At 56.8% G+C, this 17,964-nt stretch carries 17 protein-coding genes; 9 read left to right on the forward strand and 8 right to left on the reverse strand.

Annotated elements, in window-relative coordinates:
• The first annotated feature begins 37 nt into the window (after positions 1–37).
• The 9 genes from pal (at position 38) to I9187_RS03415 (ending at position 9,391) form a co-directional block, all read left to right on the forward strand.
• Positions 38–544, forward strand: coding sequence for a peptidoglycan-associated lipoprotein Pal (pal, locus tag I9187_RS03375; protein WP_171177962.1), 507 nt, complete (start codon positions 38–40; stop codon positions 542–544).
• A 4-nt stretch (positions 545–548) separates the two neighbouring features.
• On the forward strand, positions 549–1,370 hold the full coding sequence (gene ybgF / locus I9187_RS03380; RefSeq protein WP_171178101.1) for a tol-pal system protein YbgF: 822 nt from the start codon (positions 549–551) through the stop codon (positions 1,368–1,370).
• Entirely contained in the window at positions 1,361–2,620 is a 1,260-nt protein-coding gene (tilS, locus tag I9187_RS03385; RefSeq protein ID WP_348540069.1) for a tRNA lysidine(34) synthetase TilS, read from the forward strand. The genes ybgF and tilS overlap by 10 nt, the downstream gene beginning before the upstream one ends.
• Before the next feature lie 75 nt (positions 2,621–2,695).
• A complete protein-coding gene (ftsH, locus tag I9187_RS03390; RefSeq protein WP_171177949.1) occupies positions 2,696–4,612 on the forward strand; it encodes an ATP-dependent zinc metalloprotease FtsH in 1,917 nt (638 codons plus the stop codon).
• A gap of 99 nt (positions 4,613–4,711) precedes the next feature.
• Positions 4,712–5,287 carry a sulfurase gene (locus I9187_RS03395; RefSeq protein ID WP_171727642.1) on the forward strand — a complete coding sequence of 192 codons (576 nt, stop codon included), beginning with the start codon at positions 4,712–4,714 and terminating at the stop codon, positions 5,285–5,287.
• A gap of 165 nt (positions 5,288–5,452) precedes the next feature.
• On the forward strand, positions 5,453–7,129 hold the full coding sequence (locus I9187_RS03400; RefSeq protein ID WP_171238135.1) for a formate--tetrahydrofolate ligase: 1,677 nt from the start codon (positions 5,453–5,455) through the stop codon (positions 7,127–7,129).
• A 58-nt stretch (positions 7,130–7,187) separates the two neighbouring features.
• Positions 7,188–7,493: a chorismate mutase gene (locus I9187_RS03405; RefSeq protein ID WP_171177942.1), complete on the forward strand. Its 306-nt coding sequence runs from the start codon at positions 7,188–7,190 to the stop codon at positions 7,491–7,493.
• Between the two features lie 53 nt (positions 7,494–7,546).
• Positions 7,547–8,437 (forward strand): bifunctional methylenetetrahydrofolate dehydrogenase/methenyltetrahydrofolate cyclohydrolase FolD, encoded by an 891-nt coding sequence (folD, locus tag I9187_RS03410; protein WP_171177940.1) that lies wholly within the window; start codon positions 7,547–7,549, stop codon positions 8,435–8,437.
• Between the two features lie 360 nt (positions 8,438–8,797).
• A complete protein-coding gene (locus I9187_RS03415) occupies positions 8,798–9,391 on the forward strand; it encodes a LytTR family DNA-binding domain-containing protein (RefSeq protein WP_245222952.1) in 594 nt (197 codons plus the stop codon).
• Between the two features lie 2 nt (positions 9,392–9,393).
• Here the strand turns inward: I9187_RS03415 and pdeM are convergent, their stop codons facing one another.
• The 8 genes from pdeM to I9187_RS03455 form a co-directional block, all read right to left on the reverse strand.
• Positions 9,394–10,056 (reverse strand): ligase-associated DNA damage response endonuclease PdeM, encoded by a 663-nt coding sequence (gene pdeM, locus I9187_RS03420; protein ID WP_171177936.1) that lies wholly within the window; start codon positions 10,054–10,056, stop codon positions 9,394–9,396.
• Positions 10,057–10,096: 40 nt separating this feature from the next.
• Positions 10,097–12,508: a ligase-associated DNA damage response DEXH box helicase gene (locus tag I9187_RS03425; RefSeq protein ID WP_209940058.1), complete on the reverse strand. Its 2,412-nt coding sequence runs from the start codon at positions 12,506–12,508 to the stop codon at positions 10,097–10,099.
• A 40-nt stretch (positions 12,509–12,548) separates the two neighbouring features.
• Positions 12,549–13,856: an ATPase gene (locus I9187_RS03430; protein WP_171235303.1), complete on the reverse strand. Its 1,308-nt coding sequence runs from the start codon at positions 13,854–13,856 to the stop codon at positions 12,549–12,551.
• A 117-nt stretch (positions 13,857–13,973) separates the two neighbouring features.
• A complete protein-coding gene (locus I9187_RS03435) occupies positions 13,974–14,519 on the reverse strand; it encodes a prepilin peptidase (RefSeq protein ID WP_171177930.1) in 546 nt (181 codons plus the stop codon).
• Positions 14,520–14,522: 3 nt separating this feature from the next.
• Positions 14,523–15,374 carry a tetratricopeptide repeat protein gene (locus tag I9187_RS03440; protein ID WP_171177928.1) on the reverse strand — a complete coding sequence of 284 codons (852 nt, stop codon included), beginning with the start codon at positions 15,372–15,374 and terminating at the stop codon, positions 14,523–14,525.
• A 29-nt stretch (positions 15,375–15,403) separates the two neighbouring features.
• A complete protein-coding gene (locus I9187_RS03445) occupies positions 15,404–15,985 on the reverse strand; it encodes a tetratricopeptide repeat protein (RefSeq protein ID WP_171177926.1) in 582 nt (193 codons plus the stop codon).
• 6 nt (positions 15,986–15,991) lie between these two features.
• Positions 15,992–16,975, reverse strand: a complete 984-nt coding sequence (locus I9187_RS03450) for a type II secretion system F family protein (RefSeq protein ID WP_171177924.1) — start codon at positions 16,973–16,975, stop codon at positions 15,992–15,994.
• Between the two features lie 9 nt (positions 16,976–16,984).
• Positions 16,985–17,953 (reverse strand): type II secretion system F family protein, encoded by a 969-nt coding sequence (locus I9187_RS03455; RefSeq protein WP_171177923.1) that lies wholly within the window; start codon positions 17,951–17,953, stop codon positions 16,985–16,987.
• Positions 17,954–17,964 lie beyond the last annotated feature (11 nt).

The raw sequence follows: 17,964 nt of genomic DNA on the forward strand, positions 1-17,964 counted from the left end.
AGACAGGCGGCAATAAACAAAACACGAGGCACTTGAAATGAACGTATTGAGCAAAGTTCTGGCGCTGGGCGCGCTGAGTGTGATTGCCGCCTGTTCAAATAACGACCCTTCCGCTTTGGGGGGCGGTGGCGCAGGTGGCACTGGCGCTATCGTGCCGGGTTCGCCAAGCGACCCACGTTCGCCGGCGTATTTCCAGCAAACAGTTGGCGACCGTGTCCTTTTCGCTGTTGATCAGTCGACCCTTACACCGCAGGCACAAACCGTTCTGCAGGGGCAGGCAGAGTGGTTGTTGGCTAACCCCGATTTTGTCGCCACGATAGAAGGTCACGCGGATGAACAGGGTACGCGGGAGTACAACCTTGGTTTGGGCGCAAAGCGCGCAAATGCCGCGCGCGAGTATCTGATTTCCCGCGGGGTGGCGGGTAACCGTCTTAAAACAGTCAGCTACGGCAAGGAACGCCCGATCGAGATTTGCAGCACCGAGGACTGCTACGCCAAGAACCGCCGTGCGGTGACGGTGCTGACAGGGTCAACTCTGGGGTAAGATGATGCGTATTGCAGGATGGGTTTTGGCGGCCGTCGTGGCGACGGCGGGTGTGGCGAAGGCACAGGATCAGCAGACCCTGGCGGATATTCGTCAGGAGCTGACGGTGCTGCATGTCGAGATACAGCGCCTGAAGCGCGAGTTTTCCACCACAGGATCGCCTGCGCCCAACCTGTCCGGCAGTTCGGTGCTTGAGCGTGTTGACGCGATCGAGGCTGAGTTGCAGCGCCTGACGCGCCAGACCGAGCAATTGAACCAACGGGTCCAGAACATAGTCACCGATGGCACGAACCGCATTGGCGATCTGGAGTTTCGGTTGGTCGAACTTGAAGGCGGAGACCTGTCGGCGCTTGAGGAAACCTCGACATTGGGCGGTGATACGGCGTCTGACACGGGCCCCGTAAGCGTTGCAACGCCACCAGCAACGGATCAAACCGAGCTTGCCGTGGGCGAACGCGCGGATTTCGATACGGCGTCGCAAGCTTTGGTCGATGGTGATTTCCAAACGGCCGCCACCATGTTCGCGCAGTTCGAGGCAAACTATCCCGGCAGCCCACTGGCCCCTGAAGCGAACCTGAAACGGGGTCACGCCCTTGAGGGACTGGGTGACACTCGCGAAGCGGCTCGCGCCTTTTTGGCCAGCTTCACCGGCGATTCCGAAGGTGCCTTTGCCCCCGAAGCCCTGTACGAGCTGGGCGCAGCGCTGGGCCGATTGGGACAAACCGATCAGGCTTGCATCACACTGAATGAGGTCGGGGTGCGATTCCCCTCTGCGCCTGCGCTGGCAAACGCCACGCAAGAGATGACTGCGCTGGGGTGTTCTTGAGCACTCAGCCAAACAGCCTGATTTCCGATCTTCGCAAAAGGTTGCCGGACAATCTGCCCCGCAAGCTGGGGGTTGCTGTATCAGGTGGCGGAGATTCCGTCGCCCTGATGCATCTGTTGCACACTGTCGCCCAAACAGAAGCGATCACACTCTATGCTGTCACAGTCGACCACGGGTTGCGCCCCGAGGCGGCGCAGGAGGCCGAGGCCGTTGCCCGTCAGGCTGCGACCCTGGGCTTGCAGCACGACACTCTGCGATGGTCGGGCTGGGACGGTGTGGGCAACCTGCAAGATCAAGCGCGTCAGGCGCGATACAACCTGATGACCAATTGGGCAAAGGACAATGGTATTGGTGCAATCGCTTTGGGGCATACCGCAGACGATCAGGCCGAAACTTTGCTCATGCGACTGGGGCGGTCCTCTGGCGTCACAGGCCTGTCAGGTATGTCGCCCATGCGGCAACGGGATGGGGTGACGTTGTTGCGACCAATGCTGGGTATCACCCGAGACAGGCTGCGCACTTACCTAACAGAAATCGAGGCGAGTTGGGTCGAGGACCCATCGAATCAGGACGCGCAATTTGACCGGATCAAGGCTCGTGAAGCTCTTCACGGTCTTGAACCCTTGGGAATCGATGCACTGTCTTTGTCACGCGTAGCAAATAATCTGGCGCAGGCGCATGAGGCTTTGGGTGTTTTTGCGCAGGAATCCGCGCGGAAAGTGACACGGGTCGATCAAAGCGATGTGAGGGTGGACCGGGCTGGGTTTGCTGCACTGCCGAAAGAGATTCAAAGGCGTGTTCTGCTGGGAATTCTCGAATGGATTGCCGGGCAGGGCTATCCCCCGCGTCAGGCGACTGTAGAGCAGGCAATGGATGCTATTGCCTGCGGTCAAGCCGGGTCAATTGCCGGGTGTCTGCTGGTGCCGAAAGGCGCGAGTGTTTGGATTTGCAGGGAATTTAAGTCCGTAGAGGGCCAAATTGCCGCATCTGGCACCGCCTGGGACAGCAAATGGGTGCTGACCGGCCCAGAAACGGAAGGCGCGGAAATTCGAGCGCTGGGCGAAAAAGGGCTGCACCAGGTCGTAAATTGGCAAAACACAGGGCGTCCCAGGCTTGCTTTGACTGCAACCCCTGCGGTTTGGGCGGGCGAAACGGTTGTTGCGGCTCCGCTTGCGGGATTTGCCAATGGATGGCGTGCGGAACCGGTCTCGGATTGGCCTGCATTTCACGCATCTTTTTTATCGCATTGAACATAGGACAATCCTCTCTATTTTAAGAGACAACTTGGCAGTTCCTCACCTGCCGAAACTTTTGGGAGATTTTCCTTGGGCAACGCTCGCAATATCGCGTTTTGGGTCGTTCTGTTCCTGCTTATTCTGGCACTGTTCAATCTGTTCAGTGGACCGGGTGGAACGCTTCAGAGCAATGAGAGAACATATTCCGACTTTGTCGGTGCCGTCCAAAGCGGTGAAGTCAAAAACGTGACGCTGGATGGAGAGCAGATTCGCTATACCACTGAAAACGGCGCGACCTATGTCACGATCAAACCAGGCGACGCCGAGGTCACCAAGCTGCTGATCGATGAGAACATCCCGGTTCAAGCGGTCAAGCAACAGCAGTCTGGGTTCCAGTCCTTCCTGATCACGCTGCTGCCTTTCTTGCTGCTGATCGGCGTATGGGTTTACTTCATGAACCGCATGCAGGGCGGCGGCAAAGGCGGTGCGATGGGCTTTGGCAAGTCCAAGGCCAAGATGCTGACCGAAAAGCATGGCCGTGTGACCTTCGATGATGTTGCTGGCATTGATGAGGCTAAGGAAGAGCTGGAAGAGATCGTGGAATTCCTGCGCAACCCGCAGAAGTTTTCGCGGCTTGGTGGAAAAATTCCAAAAGGCGCGCTTTTGGTTGGCCCTCCGGGTACCGGTAAAACACTGCTGGCCCGTGCGATTGCAGGTGAGGCAGGTGTACCGTTCTTCACCATTTCCGGTTCGGACTTCGTTGAGATGTTCGTGGGTGTTGGTGCATCCCGCGTGCGCGACATGTTCGAACAGGCCAAGAAGAACGCGCCGTGCATCGTGTTTATCGACGAGATCGATGCCGTGGGCCGTCACCGTGGTGCCGGCTACGGTGGTGGTAATGATGAACGCGAACAGACGCTCAACCAGCTGCTGGTTGAGATGGACGGGTTCGAGGCCAACGAAGGCGTGATCATACTGGCGGCGACGAACCGTAAGGATGTTCTGGACCCTGCGCTGCTGCGTCCGGGCCGGTTTGACCGCAACGTGACAGTTGGCAACCCCGACATCAAAGGCCGCGAGAAGATTCTGGGCGTGCACGCCCGCAAGACACCTTTGGGCCCCGATGTCGATCTGCGCATCATCGCGCGTGGTACTCCGGGTTTCTCGGGCGCTGATCTGGCGAACCTTGTGAACGAGGCTGCGCTGATGGCAGCGCGTGTGGGTCGTCGCTTTGTCACCATGGAAGATTTTGAGAACGCCAAGGACAAGGTGATGATGGGGGCCGAGCGCCGGTCGATGGTGCTGACTCAGGATCAGAAAGAAAAGACCGCTTATCACGAATCGGGCCACGCCGTCGTTGGCATGACCCTGCCGCTGTGTGATCCGGTCTATAAGGCGACGATCATCCCGCGTGGCGGTGCGCTTGGCATGGTTGTCAGCCTGCCCGAAATGGATCAGCTGAACTATCACCGGGACGAGTGTGAGCAGAAGCTGGCGATGACCATGGCGGGCAAAGCGGCCGAAGTGATCAAATACGGTGAAGACCACGTCTCGAACGGCCCCGCCGGTGACATCATGCAGGCCAGCCAGTTGGCCCGCGCCATGGTGATGCGCTGGGGTATGTCCGATAAAGTCGGCAATATCGATTATGCCGAGGCGCATGAGGGATATTCAGGCAACACTGCTGGTTTCTCAGTGTCGGCGCATACCAAAGAGCTGATCGAGGAAGAGGTAAAGCGCCTGATCCAGCAAGGCTATGAGCGCGCTCACAAGATTCTGACCGACAAGAACGAAGAATGGGAGCGTTTGGCCCAAGGCCTGCTGGAATACGAGACCCTGACCGGGGACGAGATCAAGCGTGTCATGAATGGTGAATCGCCGACCGAAGGCGATGACGAAGGGGACAGCCCGGATCAGGGCAGCGCACCCAGCGTTACGGCCATTCCCAAGACGAAGGCCAAGAAATCCCCTCCTGAGGGTGGGATGGAGCCAGAACCTACCGCATAAATCACAAAGACCCGGGCGAACGCTCGGGTCTTTTCTCTTTTCATCTGACGTTTGCTGGGCAATATGCCTTTCGAACTCCAGCGGAAAAGGGATGCCATTATGCCGTTTTTGCGTGAAACTGAATATGTAGGCGAAGTGGTTTGGTTGGGCCATGTTCCTGCTGGGAAGTCGCTTCGTGCGACAGCCGTGCAAGAGTTGGACCTGGCATTTGATGGTGTGGCTGGGGAACGGCACGAAGGGCTCAATCGGGCATCCTGTGTGCGGGTCAAGAACCTCTATCCCACAGGGACAGAAATCCGCAATGTACGTCAGTTGTCGGTTCTGTCAGTGGAAGAGCTTGACCAGATCGCGCAGGGTATGGGTTTGGAGGCGCTAGACCCCGCATATCTTGGCGCATCAATTGTCCTGAAAGGCATTCCCGATTTCTCGCACATTCCGCCATCATCACGCTTGCAGGCCGCGTTAGGTGCAACAATCACCGTCGACATGGAAAACGCTCCCTGCGTGTTACCGGGGCGCGAGGTCGAGGCGGATCAGCCCGGGTATGGTGCCGCGTTCAAACCGGCAGCGGTGGGGCGTCGCGGCATAACCGGATGGGTCGAACGCCCGGGGCGTATTCAGCTTGGGGATCATCTGACGTTGTTTGTTCCGGACCAGCCCGCCTGGGCTCCTTAAACGCGTCAGGTTTCCGATTAGAAACCGATGAAATGACCTTACGACGCTTCGCGACACCAGAATGTCGGAATCCATGGCTATTGAGATTGTACACAAGGGTATGGAATGCGCAGCGCCGACGTATCGCGTCGGTATTGCACGGCATTCAATTAGGGACCCCGGCCAATGAGCTACAAATCCGATATCGAAATCGCTCGTGAAGCGAACAAAAAGCCGATTCAGGAAATCGGTGCCAAGATCGGCATCGACTCAGCGGATCTGCTGCCTTACGGCCATGACAAAGCTAAAGTCAGTCAGGACTTCATCAACTCGGTTCAGGACCGCGAAGACGGCAAGCTGATTTTGGTGACCGCGATTAACCCGACCCCGGCAGGCGAAGGCAAGACCACCACCACCGTTGGTCTGGGTGACGGCCTGAACCGCATCGGCAAGAATGCGATGATCTGTATCCGCGAAGCCTCGCTGGGCCCGAACTTCGGCATGAAGGGCGGTGCTGCAGGTGGCGGTTACGCGCAGGTTGTTCCGATGGAAGAGATGAACCTGCACTTCACCGGCGACTTCCACGCCATCACCTCGGCGCACTCGCTGCTGTCGGCGATGATCGACAACCACATTTACTGGGGCAATGAAGCCGAAATCGACACGCGCCGTGTTGCATGGCGTCGTGTGGTCGACATGAACGACCGTGCCCTGCGTCAGATCACCGCCAGCTTGGGAGGTGTTTCGAACGGCTTCCCGCGCGAAGCAGGCTTTGACATCACCGTGGCATCCGAAGTCATGGCGATCCTGTGCCTGGCCAACGATCTGAAAGACCTTGAAAAGCGTCTGGGCGACATCATCGTTGCTTACCGCCGCGATAAAACCCCGGTTTATTGCCGCGACATCAAGGCCGAAGGCGCAATGACCGTTCTGCTGAAGGACGCCATGCAGCCGAACCTGGTGCAAACGCTGGAAAACAACCCGGCCTTTGTTCACGGTGGCCCGTTCGCGAACATCGCGCACGGCTGTAACTCGGTCATCGCGACCAAGACCGCGCTGAAAGTCGCTGACTATGTTGTGACCGAGGCTGGCTTTGGTGCGGACCTTGGCGCCGAAAAGTTCATGAACATCAAATGCCGTAAAGCGGGCATCGCCCCGTCGGCTGTTGTTCTGGTTGCCACTGTACGCGCGATGAAGATGAACGGTGGCGTGGCCAAGGCTGATCTGGGTGCTGAAAACGTTGACGCTGTTAAGTCGGGCTGCGCCAACCTGGGCCGCCACATCGAGAACGTGAAATCGTTCGGTGTGCCGGTTGTTGTCGCCATCAACCACTTCGTCACCGACACCGATGCCGAAGTCGAGGCCGTCAAGAACTACTGCGCCGATCACGGTGTCGAAGCAGTTCTGTCGCGTCACTGGGAACTGGGCTCGGAAGGCTCGGCTCCGCTGGCCGAGAAAGTGGTCGAAATCGTTGAAGGTGGCACCGCAAACTTCGCGCCGATCTACCCCGACGAAATGCCGCTGTTCGAAAAGATCGAAACCATCGCCAAGCGCATCTACCGCGCTGACGAGGTTCTGGCCGACAACAAGATCCGCAACCAACTGCGCGAGTGGGAAGACGCGGGCTATGGCAACCTGCCGGTCTGCATGGCGAAAACTCAGTACTCGTTCTCGACCGATCCGACCCTGCGCGGCGCGCCCACCGGCCACTCGGTTCCGGTGCGTGAGGTTCGCCTGTCCGCAGGTGCCGGTTTTATCGTAGTTGTCTGCGGTGAGATCATGACCATGCCTGGTCTGCCCCGCAAACCGGCTGCAGAAACCATCTGCCTTAACGACGCAGGTGAGATCGAGGGCTTGTTCTAAGCCGTTTTTTGAACCATCTCGTGGTCCGGGGATTTCCCCGGGCCATGAGGAGACCGCGATGCCCACTCTGACACCGCCGCAAGACTGTGACACTATGCAGGAATTGCGGGTTCAGATCGACAGGCTGGACCGCCAACTGATCGAAATGCTGGTGAACCGTGCCAGTTACATCGACCGTGCGTCCCAGCTGAAACCCGGCGAGGGGCTGCCCGCCCGAATCCCGGATCGTGTTGAAGAGGTGGTGCAGCGCGTGCGCAAGAGTTCCGATGAACTGGGTATGGACCCTGAGCTTGCTGAAGAACTCTGGCGTATTTTGATAGATTGGTCGATTGCCCGCGAAGAGCGTGTGCTCGGCTCTGACTGACTGACCGGGCGCATCTTGCGCCCGATCCGTTTTTTGAAAGAAGGGATCAAAGGATGGTAGCGCAGGTTATCGACGGTAAGGCATTCGCGGCAAAAGTGCGCGCGCAAGTGGCCGATCAGGTTGCCAAGCTGAAAGAAGAAAACGGCATCACCCCCGGCCTTGCCGTGGTTCTGGTAGGCGAAGACCCCGCCAGCCAGGTTTATGTCCGCTCGAAGGGCAAGCAGACCGTCGAGGTCGGCATGAACTCGTATGAACACAAGCTGGACGTCGACACCTCGGAAGAGGACCTGCTGACTCTGATCGATAAGCTGAACAACGATCCCGCCGTCCATGGCATTCTGGTTCAGCTGCCTCTGCCAAAGCACTTGAACGAAGATCTTGTGATCAACTCGATTGATCCTGCCAAGGATGTCGATGGTTTTCACATCTCGAACGTGGGCCTGCTGGGCACCGGGCAGAAATCGATGGTGCCCTGCACGCCGCTTGGGTGCCTGATGATGCTGCGCGACTATCACGGCTCGCTGTCGGGCATGGATGCGGTTGTGATTGGCCGTTCAAACATCGTTGGCAAACCTATGGCACAGCTGTTGCTGGGCGACAGCTGCACCGTAACGATTGCGCATTCGCGCACCAAAGACCTGCCTGACGTCGTGCGTCGCGCAGACATTGTTGTCGCCGCTGTTGGCCGTCCTGAGATGGTGCCGGGCGACTGGATCAAGGAAGGTGCCACCGTGATCGACGTAGGCATCAACCGGATCGAGCGTGACGGCAAGAACAAGCTGGTTGGCGACGTAGACTACGCCAGCGCGGCTGAACGTGCGGGCGCAATCACTCCGGTTCCGGGCGGCGTAGGCCCGATGACTATCGCGTGTTTGCTGGCCAACACGCTGACCGCCTGCTGCCGGTCCAACGGATTGCCAGAACCGGAAGGTCTGACAGCCTAAACCAACTTGGGTCGGGCCGCTACAGACGGCCCGTCGCCTAACCTGACTGCGTGACACGCCAGGACTAAACCCAAGACAACATGAGCGACGTACTCATGAGTGGGTTTCCCAGCTTGAATTATCTTGATAAGCCTGTATTTCCAGTTGTTTACAGGTTTATTTTCCCTTGTGCCTATCGCGCTCGGGCTATGCACGCACAAAAGCAGTATGTCGTCTAAGTTAAATTCAATTCGAAAAGCTTGCACCCCGCAAAGAGTGTCAGCGGGCGTCGTTTTTCTTCCTGTGCTTGCCTATGCGTTCCCACCATTTCTGGTTGCCGAACTCAGCTTTGGTTTGCGCCTTCTGTTTTGGGTCGGCGTCATGGTCTTGGCACTTTCAGTGACCGGTTTAGTGCGAAAGCTGATGCTCAACAGCCCATTGCTTTTGAACATTCCAGCCCGGGATCTAGCTTACGCCGGTCTGATCCTGTCCTTTTTCACACCGTCGCTTTGGTTGCTGGCGTGGATTTTGTTCACTATCGGTGGTCATATGGCACCAGGTGCGCAAACAGTTGCTGTTTATGGGGTGTTGTTGGTGGCAGGGCTGGTTTTTGTGCAACGCAACGACTTGCAAGCTGCAGTGGCGTTGTCGCCAGACATTGAAAAGCCGCGTCTTGCCAAACGCTTACCTGCTGGTTTCAATGGTCAGATTTATCGCCTGACCGTAAGGGATCACAATGTGGATGTTGTGACTTCGGAAGGAGTTTTCACGCTCCGGTCGCGTTTCACGGACGCCATTGCCGAGATGGAACCGGTTCCCGGCCATTGCTCGCATCGCTCGCATTGGGTGACGGATGCTTCTATCGCCGGTGTTGAAAAGACAAATGGCAAAACGTTCTTAAAGCTGGTCAACGGCGATCTGGTGCCAGTCAGCCGAAAGTACAAACCGATGTTGGAACAGGACGGTTTGATCTGACGTTAGCGCGGCATCGGCATCATCTGCGGGTGCGGGCCGGTTAGAATAGCCATGGCGCTTTGATCCATGAGGTCTGCCAGAACTTGATCCGAACTGCGCAGCCCGCCTGTGAAGGTACCGTAAGCCGGCAGGATCAGGCGTTTTTGATCCAATAGAAAAGCGGGTCGCGAAATGTGCCGCCCCCTTACCCTGATCCGCGCTTTTGGGTGGTAATGGCCGGAAACTTCTCCTTGTGCTTGATCCTCTGCAATATGGCGAAAGACAAGCGGGCCAATGCGCCATTCGAACAGGTGAGTTCCGCCCAGCTCAATTGGGCCGGGATCATGGTTTCCTTCGATCCATATCCATTTGCGCCCAGCTTGCAATGCTGCGATCCGTAGTCTTTCGGCTGAAGGCAGCGCTTGGGCGGCTTCAAGGTCGTCAAAGCTGTCACCCAAGCATAGAACAGTTTCCGCGTTGGTGCGCTCCAAATCATCCGCCAATCGATCCAGTGTTTCGCGGGTGTCGTAAGGGGGCAATGCAAGCCCGTTGCGCCGCGCCAATCGTTCGGATTTGCCCAAATGCAGGTCCGAGACACACAGCATTTGCTGCTCTGGCCACCACAGCGCACCCGAAGACAGAGCGCCGAGGCGCTGACTTGCAAAGAAAAACTCGCACACGTTCATGATACGTTCTTGGCGTGTTTCGTTGCCTGACGCAAGAGGATCAAAGCTGATCTAGCCCGGCTGATTGCAATAAACGCTCGCTTTCTTCCGCCAGCAGGCGTTCCTCTGCAGCGCCTTTCACGGGAACTTTTCCGACCTCAAGGAAAAGTGGGGCTGACAGTGGCGATATGCGATCCAGCCGCAGCAGATCCATTCGGTCGCCTATTCGCTCCAGCATGGCTTCAATCCGGCCAAAATCGACCAACCCGCGCATTGCTTTTTCACGGGTGATCTGCATCAACAGGTGATCCGGGTCGTATTTCCACAGAGTGTCATAGAGAATGTCCGACGAAAACGTTGCCTGCCGCCCGCTTTTGCGTTGGCCAACCGTGTTGCGTTCGATCAGGCCCGCTATGGTGGCAGAGGCGCGAAAGGTGCGTTTCATCACGGCATTGCCAGCGAGCCAAGTGTCCAACCCGTCGCGCAACGCGTCGCGTTGAAACAGTGGGGTAGGATCTGTAACTGCATCCAGCCCCCAGATCAGCGTGGCGTAATCCGTTGCAACAAAGCCCATCGGGGCCAGGCCAGTATCTTCCATCCGTTTCGTCAGCAGCAGACCCAGTGTTTGCTGCGCGTTACGACCGGCGAATCCGTAAACACATAGATTTTCCCGACCGTCGCTTGGAAAGCTTTCGATCAGCAAGCGGTCGCGCTGAGGCAGGCGCGAGATCTGCCGCTGCAAGGCCAGCCATTCCGCGGTATGAGAGGGCAGTTGCGGCCAATCTTCTTGGGCAAACATGCGCAGAATGCGGTCGCTGAGCTGGGTGGAGGTTGCAAATTTCGTACCCGAGAAGGTCGCGATCTTGGGTTTGCGATCAGCACGACGGCTGACCTCGACCACCATTTCGCGCAGGCCCTCATACCGCACAATTTGTCCACCTATCAAAAAAGTGTCGCCAGGCGTCAGAGAGGCGGCAAAGGCTTCCTCAACCTCTCCCAACGGCTTGCCGCCCCGGCTGCGCTTTAGACGGACCTTGAGCGTGTCAGTGTCCTGAATTGTGCCCAAATTCATGCGAATGCGCGACGCTGCGCGGGGATCACGCAGCTGCCATTTCCCGTCAGCACGTTGTTGCAGCCGTTGCCAGCGATCATATGCCTTCAAGGCGTAACCACCGGTGGCGCAGAAATCGAGACAGGCGTCAAACTCGGCACGGTTCAGGTGCGCGTAAGGCCCCGCAGCCGTCATTTCCTTGTACAGATCACCAGCCTCAAACGGTCCGGCGCAGGCGGCAATCAGAATATGCTGGCACAAGACATCGCGGGGGCCAGGGCCGCGGGGTTCGCCATCCAGATCATGGGCTTTTACCGCCTCCAGCGCAGCGACGCATTCGACCACTTCAAACCGGTTGGCAGGCACCAGCAGCGCCTTTGAGGGCGCGTTATAACGGTGATTGGCCCTCCCGATCCGTTGAACAAGACGTTTGACATTCTTGGGTGCACCGATCTGGATCACCAGATCCACATCGCCCCAGTCGATGCCCAGATCCAAAGAACCAGTGCAAACGATGGCGCGCAGATCCCCCCGGACCATCGCAGCCTCAACCCTCTCGCGTTGTTGCCGGTCAAGGCTGCCGTGATGAATGCCGATGGGCAGGCCGTCTTCATTGGCCAGCCACAGGTTGTGAAAGAAGATTTCGGCCTGAGCGCGCGTGTTATGAAAGATCAGTGTGGTTTTATGCTGCCGGATTTGATCCAGCACCGCCGGAATCGCATAGGCTGCGCCACCACCGGACCAGGGCGGCATCTCGGTTGTTTCCAGCATTTGGATATCCGGGTCCGGCCCCGGATCTGCCTGCACGATCTGGCAGGGGTCTGGGTGGCGGGCCAGAAAGCGGGCTATTGCTGCGGGGTCTTCAACGGTGGCTGACAAGCCGACGCGACGCAGAGCAGGGTAGAGGCGTTGCAGTCGTGCCAGCGCCAGCATCAGCTGATCACCCCGCGTGCTTTCTGCCAGCGCGTGGATTTCATCGACGATGATCCGTTGCACACCATCGAACATACGTGGCGCATCTTCGTAAGAGGTCAGCAGTGCCAGGCTTTCGGGTGTGGTTAGCAGGATATGGGGCGGATCGGCGCGTTGACGTTTCTTTTGTGTGGCCGATGTGTCGCCGGTGCGATCTTCGATCCGTATGGGCAGGTTGATCTCGTCCACCGGGGTGCGCAGGTTACGTTTGATATCGGCCGCCAGTGCCTTGAGCGGTGAAACATAGATCGTGTGCAAACCGGTATGGGCACCGTCGGCCAGCTCGGCCAGTGTTGGCAGAAAGCCGGCCATGGTCTTGCCACCACCAGTGGGCGCGATCAGCAAGGTTGCGGGGTCTTGCGCCCGGTCGAACATCTCATGCTGATGCGGGTGGATGGACCAGCCTTTGGTGGAAAACCACGTACCGATCCGAGCGGGAATCTGCGTCATGAACACAGATTACCCGCGCGGCAGAGGAATTGGCACAGCGTTATTTGACGATTTTCTCGTCTTTTACGAACATGTTGGCCCAGGCGCGGTCGATCAGATCGGGGCTCATCTGATAGGGGATGCCCTCAAACTCGCAGATCGAGATCATCTGATCGATCAGGAAGATCGGCTGATAATTGGCGTAGATGTTGTTGATGGTCGGGTATTTAACCTTCAGCAGATGCACCAGTGCCGCCTCATCCAGTGGCATGCCGCGTTTGCGGGCCACCATGGCAAAGATTTTCAGGAAGTTTTCCTGGTTCGGACCGTCGATTTTGATTTTGAAGAAGATCCGGCGCAGGGCCGCTTGGTCGAAGATCTCATTCGGGTGGAAGTTGGTCGAGAAGATGACCAACGTGTCAAACGGCACTTCGAATTTCTCACCCGATTGCAGGCCCAGGATATCCTTGTTCTCTTCCAACGGAACAATCCAACGGTTGACCAGCGCCTGCGGCGGTTCGGCCTGACGGCCAAGGTCGTCCACGATAAAGATGCCGCCAGTCGATTTCAACTGCAATGGGGCCTGATAGGTCCGCGCGGTCGGGTTGTAGACCAGATCCAGCATGCTCAGTGACAGTTCACCACCGGTCACAACCGTAGGTCGTTCACATTGGACATAGCGCGAATCAAACCGTTTGCGGCGACGCAGGCTGTTGGGGTCGTCAGGCTCTTGCTCGATCGCAGTGTGTACGATCGGGTCATAGACGGTGATCACCTGACCGGCATATTCGATGGCGTAAGGCACATAGACATTGTCCCCAAGCGCGTCGCGGATACCGTTCGAAATTGAGGATTTACCGTTGCCCGGAGGGCCATACATCAGGATTGAACGACCAGCGCTGACCGCGGGGCCCAGATGATCCAGCAGGCTGTCGGGCAGCACCAGATGGCCCATTGCGCCAACCAGTTGTTCTCGTGTGACCTGAATGTTGCGGATTGACTGGCGTTTAACCTGCTCGCGGTAAACGTCGAGCGGCACGGGCATGGCACCGAAGTATTCTGACTGGCTCAGCGCGTCCAAGGCGCGGGCCTTGCCTGCATCGGTCAGCTGATACCCCATCTCGTTGCCGCTGTTAGCATTCAGGGTCCCGGTCGCCTCCAGCAGTTTCTGATCGCGTGCGATGTCCACCAGTTCTTGCGTTACCGAACCGGGCAGACAAATGGCCGCTGCGATTTCGGAAACGGTGCTGGCATTTTTGCGGAAGACGGTTTTCAGCAGAATATCCCGCATCATCACCAGCGGAAGTTTCATTTCGCCCAGGCCTTTTGGGGCAGGGGGGGCCATAACTGCGGAAGTCTGCATATTCATGCGCGTTGCTCGTTTGTCAAAGTGTCACGCCAAATACCCGAATGAGGGCGGTTTGGAGGAAAAATGACCCAGCTTTGTGGCGGGACAAAGGCAATGACAAGGCGTGCTGATGATAGTTTACGATCCGAGAACAGTACCCAAAATCAAGTACATGGCTAGGGAACCAGCCAGAGCAAGGCCCATTGGAAACTGTTTGCCGCGATCCCAGCTTTCCCAATGCGGCGCAATGGCCCGCAGCGGTGTATGTTTAGCAAGCCGGTGTGTCACAACAGCGGCCAGAATACAGGCCATAAGGATCAGCATCATCACCCTGAGATCACCCAACCAGATAAAAGCAGATGCCGCAGCCATGAACTTGGCGTCGCCCGCACCCATGACCCCTGCAGCGTTCAGGATGATACCCAGAAGCAAGATCACCACGATATGGAGCAGTTGCCATGCATAAATCGGCAACGACACCGACAAAGGACCCAGATTGCCGCTTAGCCAGTCTGTCGACCAGGGTGGTATTGCGATCAGGCCGATTACAACAAAGACCAGCGTCAGCGCGTAAACGGCATGGTTCTTGATCCGCATGTCACGCATATCGGTGAAGGCGACATAAAAACAGATCGGCAGCACAAACGGCAGAAACCAGGCCGCAGCGGCTGCTGGAATGTGCATGTATCAGGCCCCTTCAAGCGCACGAAGCGAGCGGACCGCTTCGTCGAAATGCTGTGGATGGGTAGCGATTGCTTCGCGGAACAGGTTCTTTGCGGTTGTGACGTCGCCTTGTTTAACAGCTGAAATTGCCATTGTGTTCAGCAGCCGCGCCCGCTCGATCTGGGTCATCGGAACGACTGGTAGGCTATAGTTGCCCTGTGCCGAACGGGCCAATACCAGATTGTTCTTGGCGGTGAACAATGAGCTATCCTGACGGATGGCGTCAGTGAACAGGCGCTCAGCTTCGGCATATTCACCGCGGGTCAGTTTCGAATATCCCCAGTTGTTCATGACGCTGCCGGGCCGGGTGGTCAGGCCGACTGCGGTTTCATAAAAGTGGTCAGCACGCTTCCATTCTTTGCGCGAATCCGCGACCACTGCTTCAAGTCGATACCGCTTGAAGGTCTCAAAGGTTGGGGGAACTGTATCCAGAACTGATTTGGCCTTTGTCCAGTCGCCGCTCCTGACCAATGCATCCGCGTACTCGACCCTGTCCGCGGCGTTCGTGCCCTTCATTGTCGTCACGCGCTTCCACGCGGCTGCGGCTTCAGTCGTGCGCTTGGCACGTCCCAGAGAAATGGCCAATCCGCGTTGAAGGTCGATCCGGTCGGGATTTTTTAGCGCGGCACCCTGAAAATAGGTAACAGCTTCGTTTGGGTCAGCCGCGTTCAGAAGCACATCGTTCAAGTTTGTTTCGTCAATCACGTTCACTTCTTGAAACGTGCGTTCGACTTTTTCCTCTTCGGTTTCCTTTGCACAGGCCGAAAGGATCAGACCGCTGATAATGACAGTCGGAATCAAGAATTGCTGGCGCATTTTTGCGTCCTTTACTGCTCTTGCCTCAATTACTGGATCTTGCGGAGCGTAAATTGCCCGTCGCCACGCTGTTCCAGTGTGTATTCTTGTTCTTGAGTAGTAGTATTAACAGGATTTTCCATTTTTGCGAGTGCTAAGCGCAGATTGTCGCGGATTGCGTCACTTTCGCCATTGTCCAATGCAAACGCTCGCTGAAACACCTGTGCGGCCTCGGGATATTCCTGTTTTTCCATCAGAAGGACACCAAGATTGTTCCAGGCGACGGGCCAGTCGGGCTCGTTCTCAACAGCGCGGCGCAAAAGTGTCTCAGCCTGGCCCACCCTTCTTAAGCCAAGATTGGCTGTTCCCAGTGACGTCAGCACCTGTGTGGTCATACCTTGATCCAGCGCGGCGCGGGAAAACGACTCTAATGCCAGCTCGTATTCGCCAGCGGCCATCAATCTGTTTCCGACCGTTATGTTGTCTTCAGCCTCACCTTTGGGATCAAACCCCGGCGCGTCCAAACCGTTTGACGACGACTCTTCCGTGCAGGAAGCCACCACAGCGCAAACTGTGGTGGCCCAAAGTATTCGGCGAAACCCGAAAGGGAAGCACCTGTTTTCAGCTTTCATAGGGTTCTATCCGCCCGCGCGTCCAAAACTCGAAATGACCCTTACCGACGGACCGATCAGAATGATCAGCAATGGCGGCACTGTCAGCGCCATTGTGACAAGAGTCATCTTTGTCGGCAACTTGTTCGCGGCCTCTTCGGCGCGCATGACGCGTTTGTCGCGCATCTCACCGGCATACACCCGCAGAGCTTCGGCAATGGATGTACCAAATGACGCCGATTGGATCATCACGGTCACGAATGAATTCACATCCTGCACACCGCACCGCGTACCGAAGTCGCGCAGAACCGTATCTTTGTCCTTACCGGCCTTCATTTCGTAGGCGACGATTTCAAATTCTTGCGCGATGTCAGGGTAGGAGGCACTCATTTCGCTGGCCACACGGACGATTGCCTGATCCAGGGATTGCCCGGCTTCGACGCATACTAGCATCAGGTCAAGCGTGTCGGGAAATCCTGCGGTAATGGCTTCTTTTCGCTCTTCCACTCGACGTGAGATCCAGTATTTGGGGGCGAAGTAGCCGATCGCGCCCGGAACAAAAACCCGGATGATCATCTGCTGACCGGTGAATTCCTGTCCACCGGAAAAGACGGTGATCAACAGGACACCGACGAGAATCCCAAGAATACCCAGCGAAAACTGAGCGAAATGGAAGAACCGAACCGAGTCTTTCGACCGATACCCGGCCTGCCGCAGTTTCAGTTCGACCGCCGAATATTCTTCTTCGTTCTTAGGCTCAAGGAACGTTGCAAATTTCTCAAGCTGCTCGTTACGGCTTGAGTTGCGAAGCCGTTCTTTTTTGTCTTTTGTTTGCTTTTTAGGGGCTGAGTTTGATCTTTGCAGTTTTTTCAGCGGGTCTTCGGGCTGATTCATCATCAGCGAGACGGCCACAAGAATCATTATCAGACCCAGAATGCCGACAACGATAAGCGGTCCGAATTCACCCAGGTGTTGTGTCAAAAGGTCATTGATGCTGGTCAGAAATTCCATGATGCGCCCTCAGACCTTAATGTTGGTGATGATCTTCATGACGATCAGGTTCAGTGTCAGCATGATGGCGACAACGAAACAGGCGGGGATGAACCAGGGATGGTCCAACACCTCGTCATAATAGCCTGGGTCTTTAACCAGGATGAAAACCAGACAGGCAATCGGAAAGCCAGACAGGAACTTTCCTGACCACTGCGCTTCGGCGGTGATGGCTTTTACCCGGCGGAACAGGCGGAATCGGGCCCGGATGACCTGAGCCAGACCGGCCAGAATTTCAGCGAGGTTACCACCGGATTGCTGTTGGATACCCACAGCGACGGCCAAAAAACGCAAGTCCTGCATGTCCAGCCGCTCGGCCATATCTTTCAAGGCCTCACCGACATCGCGGCCATAGGCACATTCATCCGCAATGACGCCAAATTCAGTGCCCAGCGGATCCTGAACTTCGTTTGAAACCACCTGAATGGTCGACACGAACGGGTTACCCACACGCAGCGAACGCACCATCAATTCAACCGCGTCGGGCAGTTGTTCCTCAATCATACCCATGCGTTTCTTGGCCTTGTGATTGACCCATGCGTAAACGCCTCCGATGCCAATCGCGATAGAGATTACGGCGCGCAGTGCGGTATCTGTGGCAGTGCCAATGCTGAGCCCGACAAACGCCACGCCGGACACCAAAGCCATGATCATGATCAACTGACGCGGGGAAAACGCAATCGCCGCCTTCTGAGCCTTGTCAGCAAGCAGTGAATACAGAGGGATGCTCTGCGATTTCATATGCTGCTGCATTTCCTTGCGCAGCTGCTCAAGCACCTGTTCGCGCCCGGCACCCTTTTCCAGCATGTCCAGACGGCGGTTAACCCGGCTGTTCAGGCTGATGGATTTGCCGAAGGCGACAAGATAGATGCCCTCGACCAGGGCAAGAACCCCCACAAAGATGGCGACATAGATAATCGCCTCCATAGGCACATTCATGCGTGTTTCTC

Source organism: Ruegeria sp. HKCCE4148 (assembly GCF_017872495.1).
GTDB lineage: Bacteria > Pseudomonadota > Alphaproteobacteria > Rhodobacterales > Rhodobacteraceae > Ruegeria.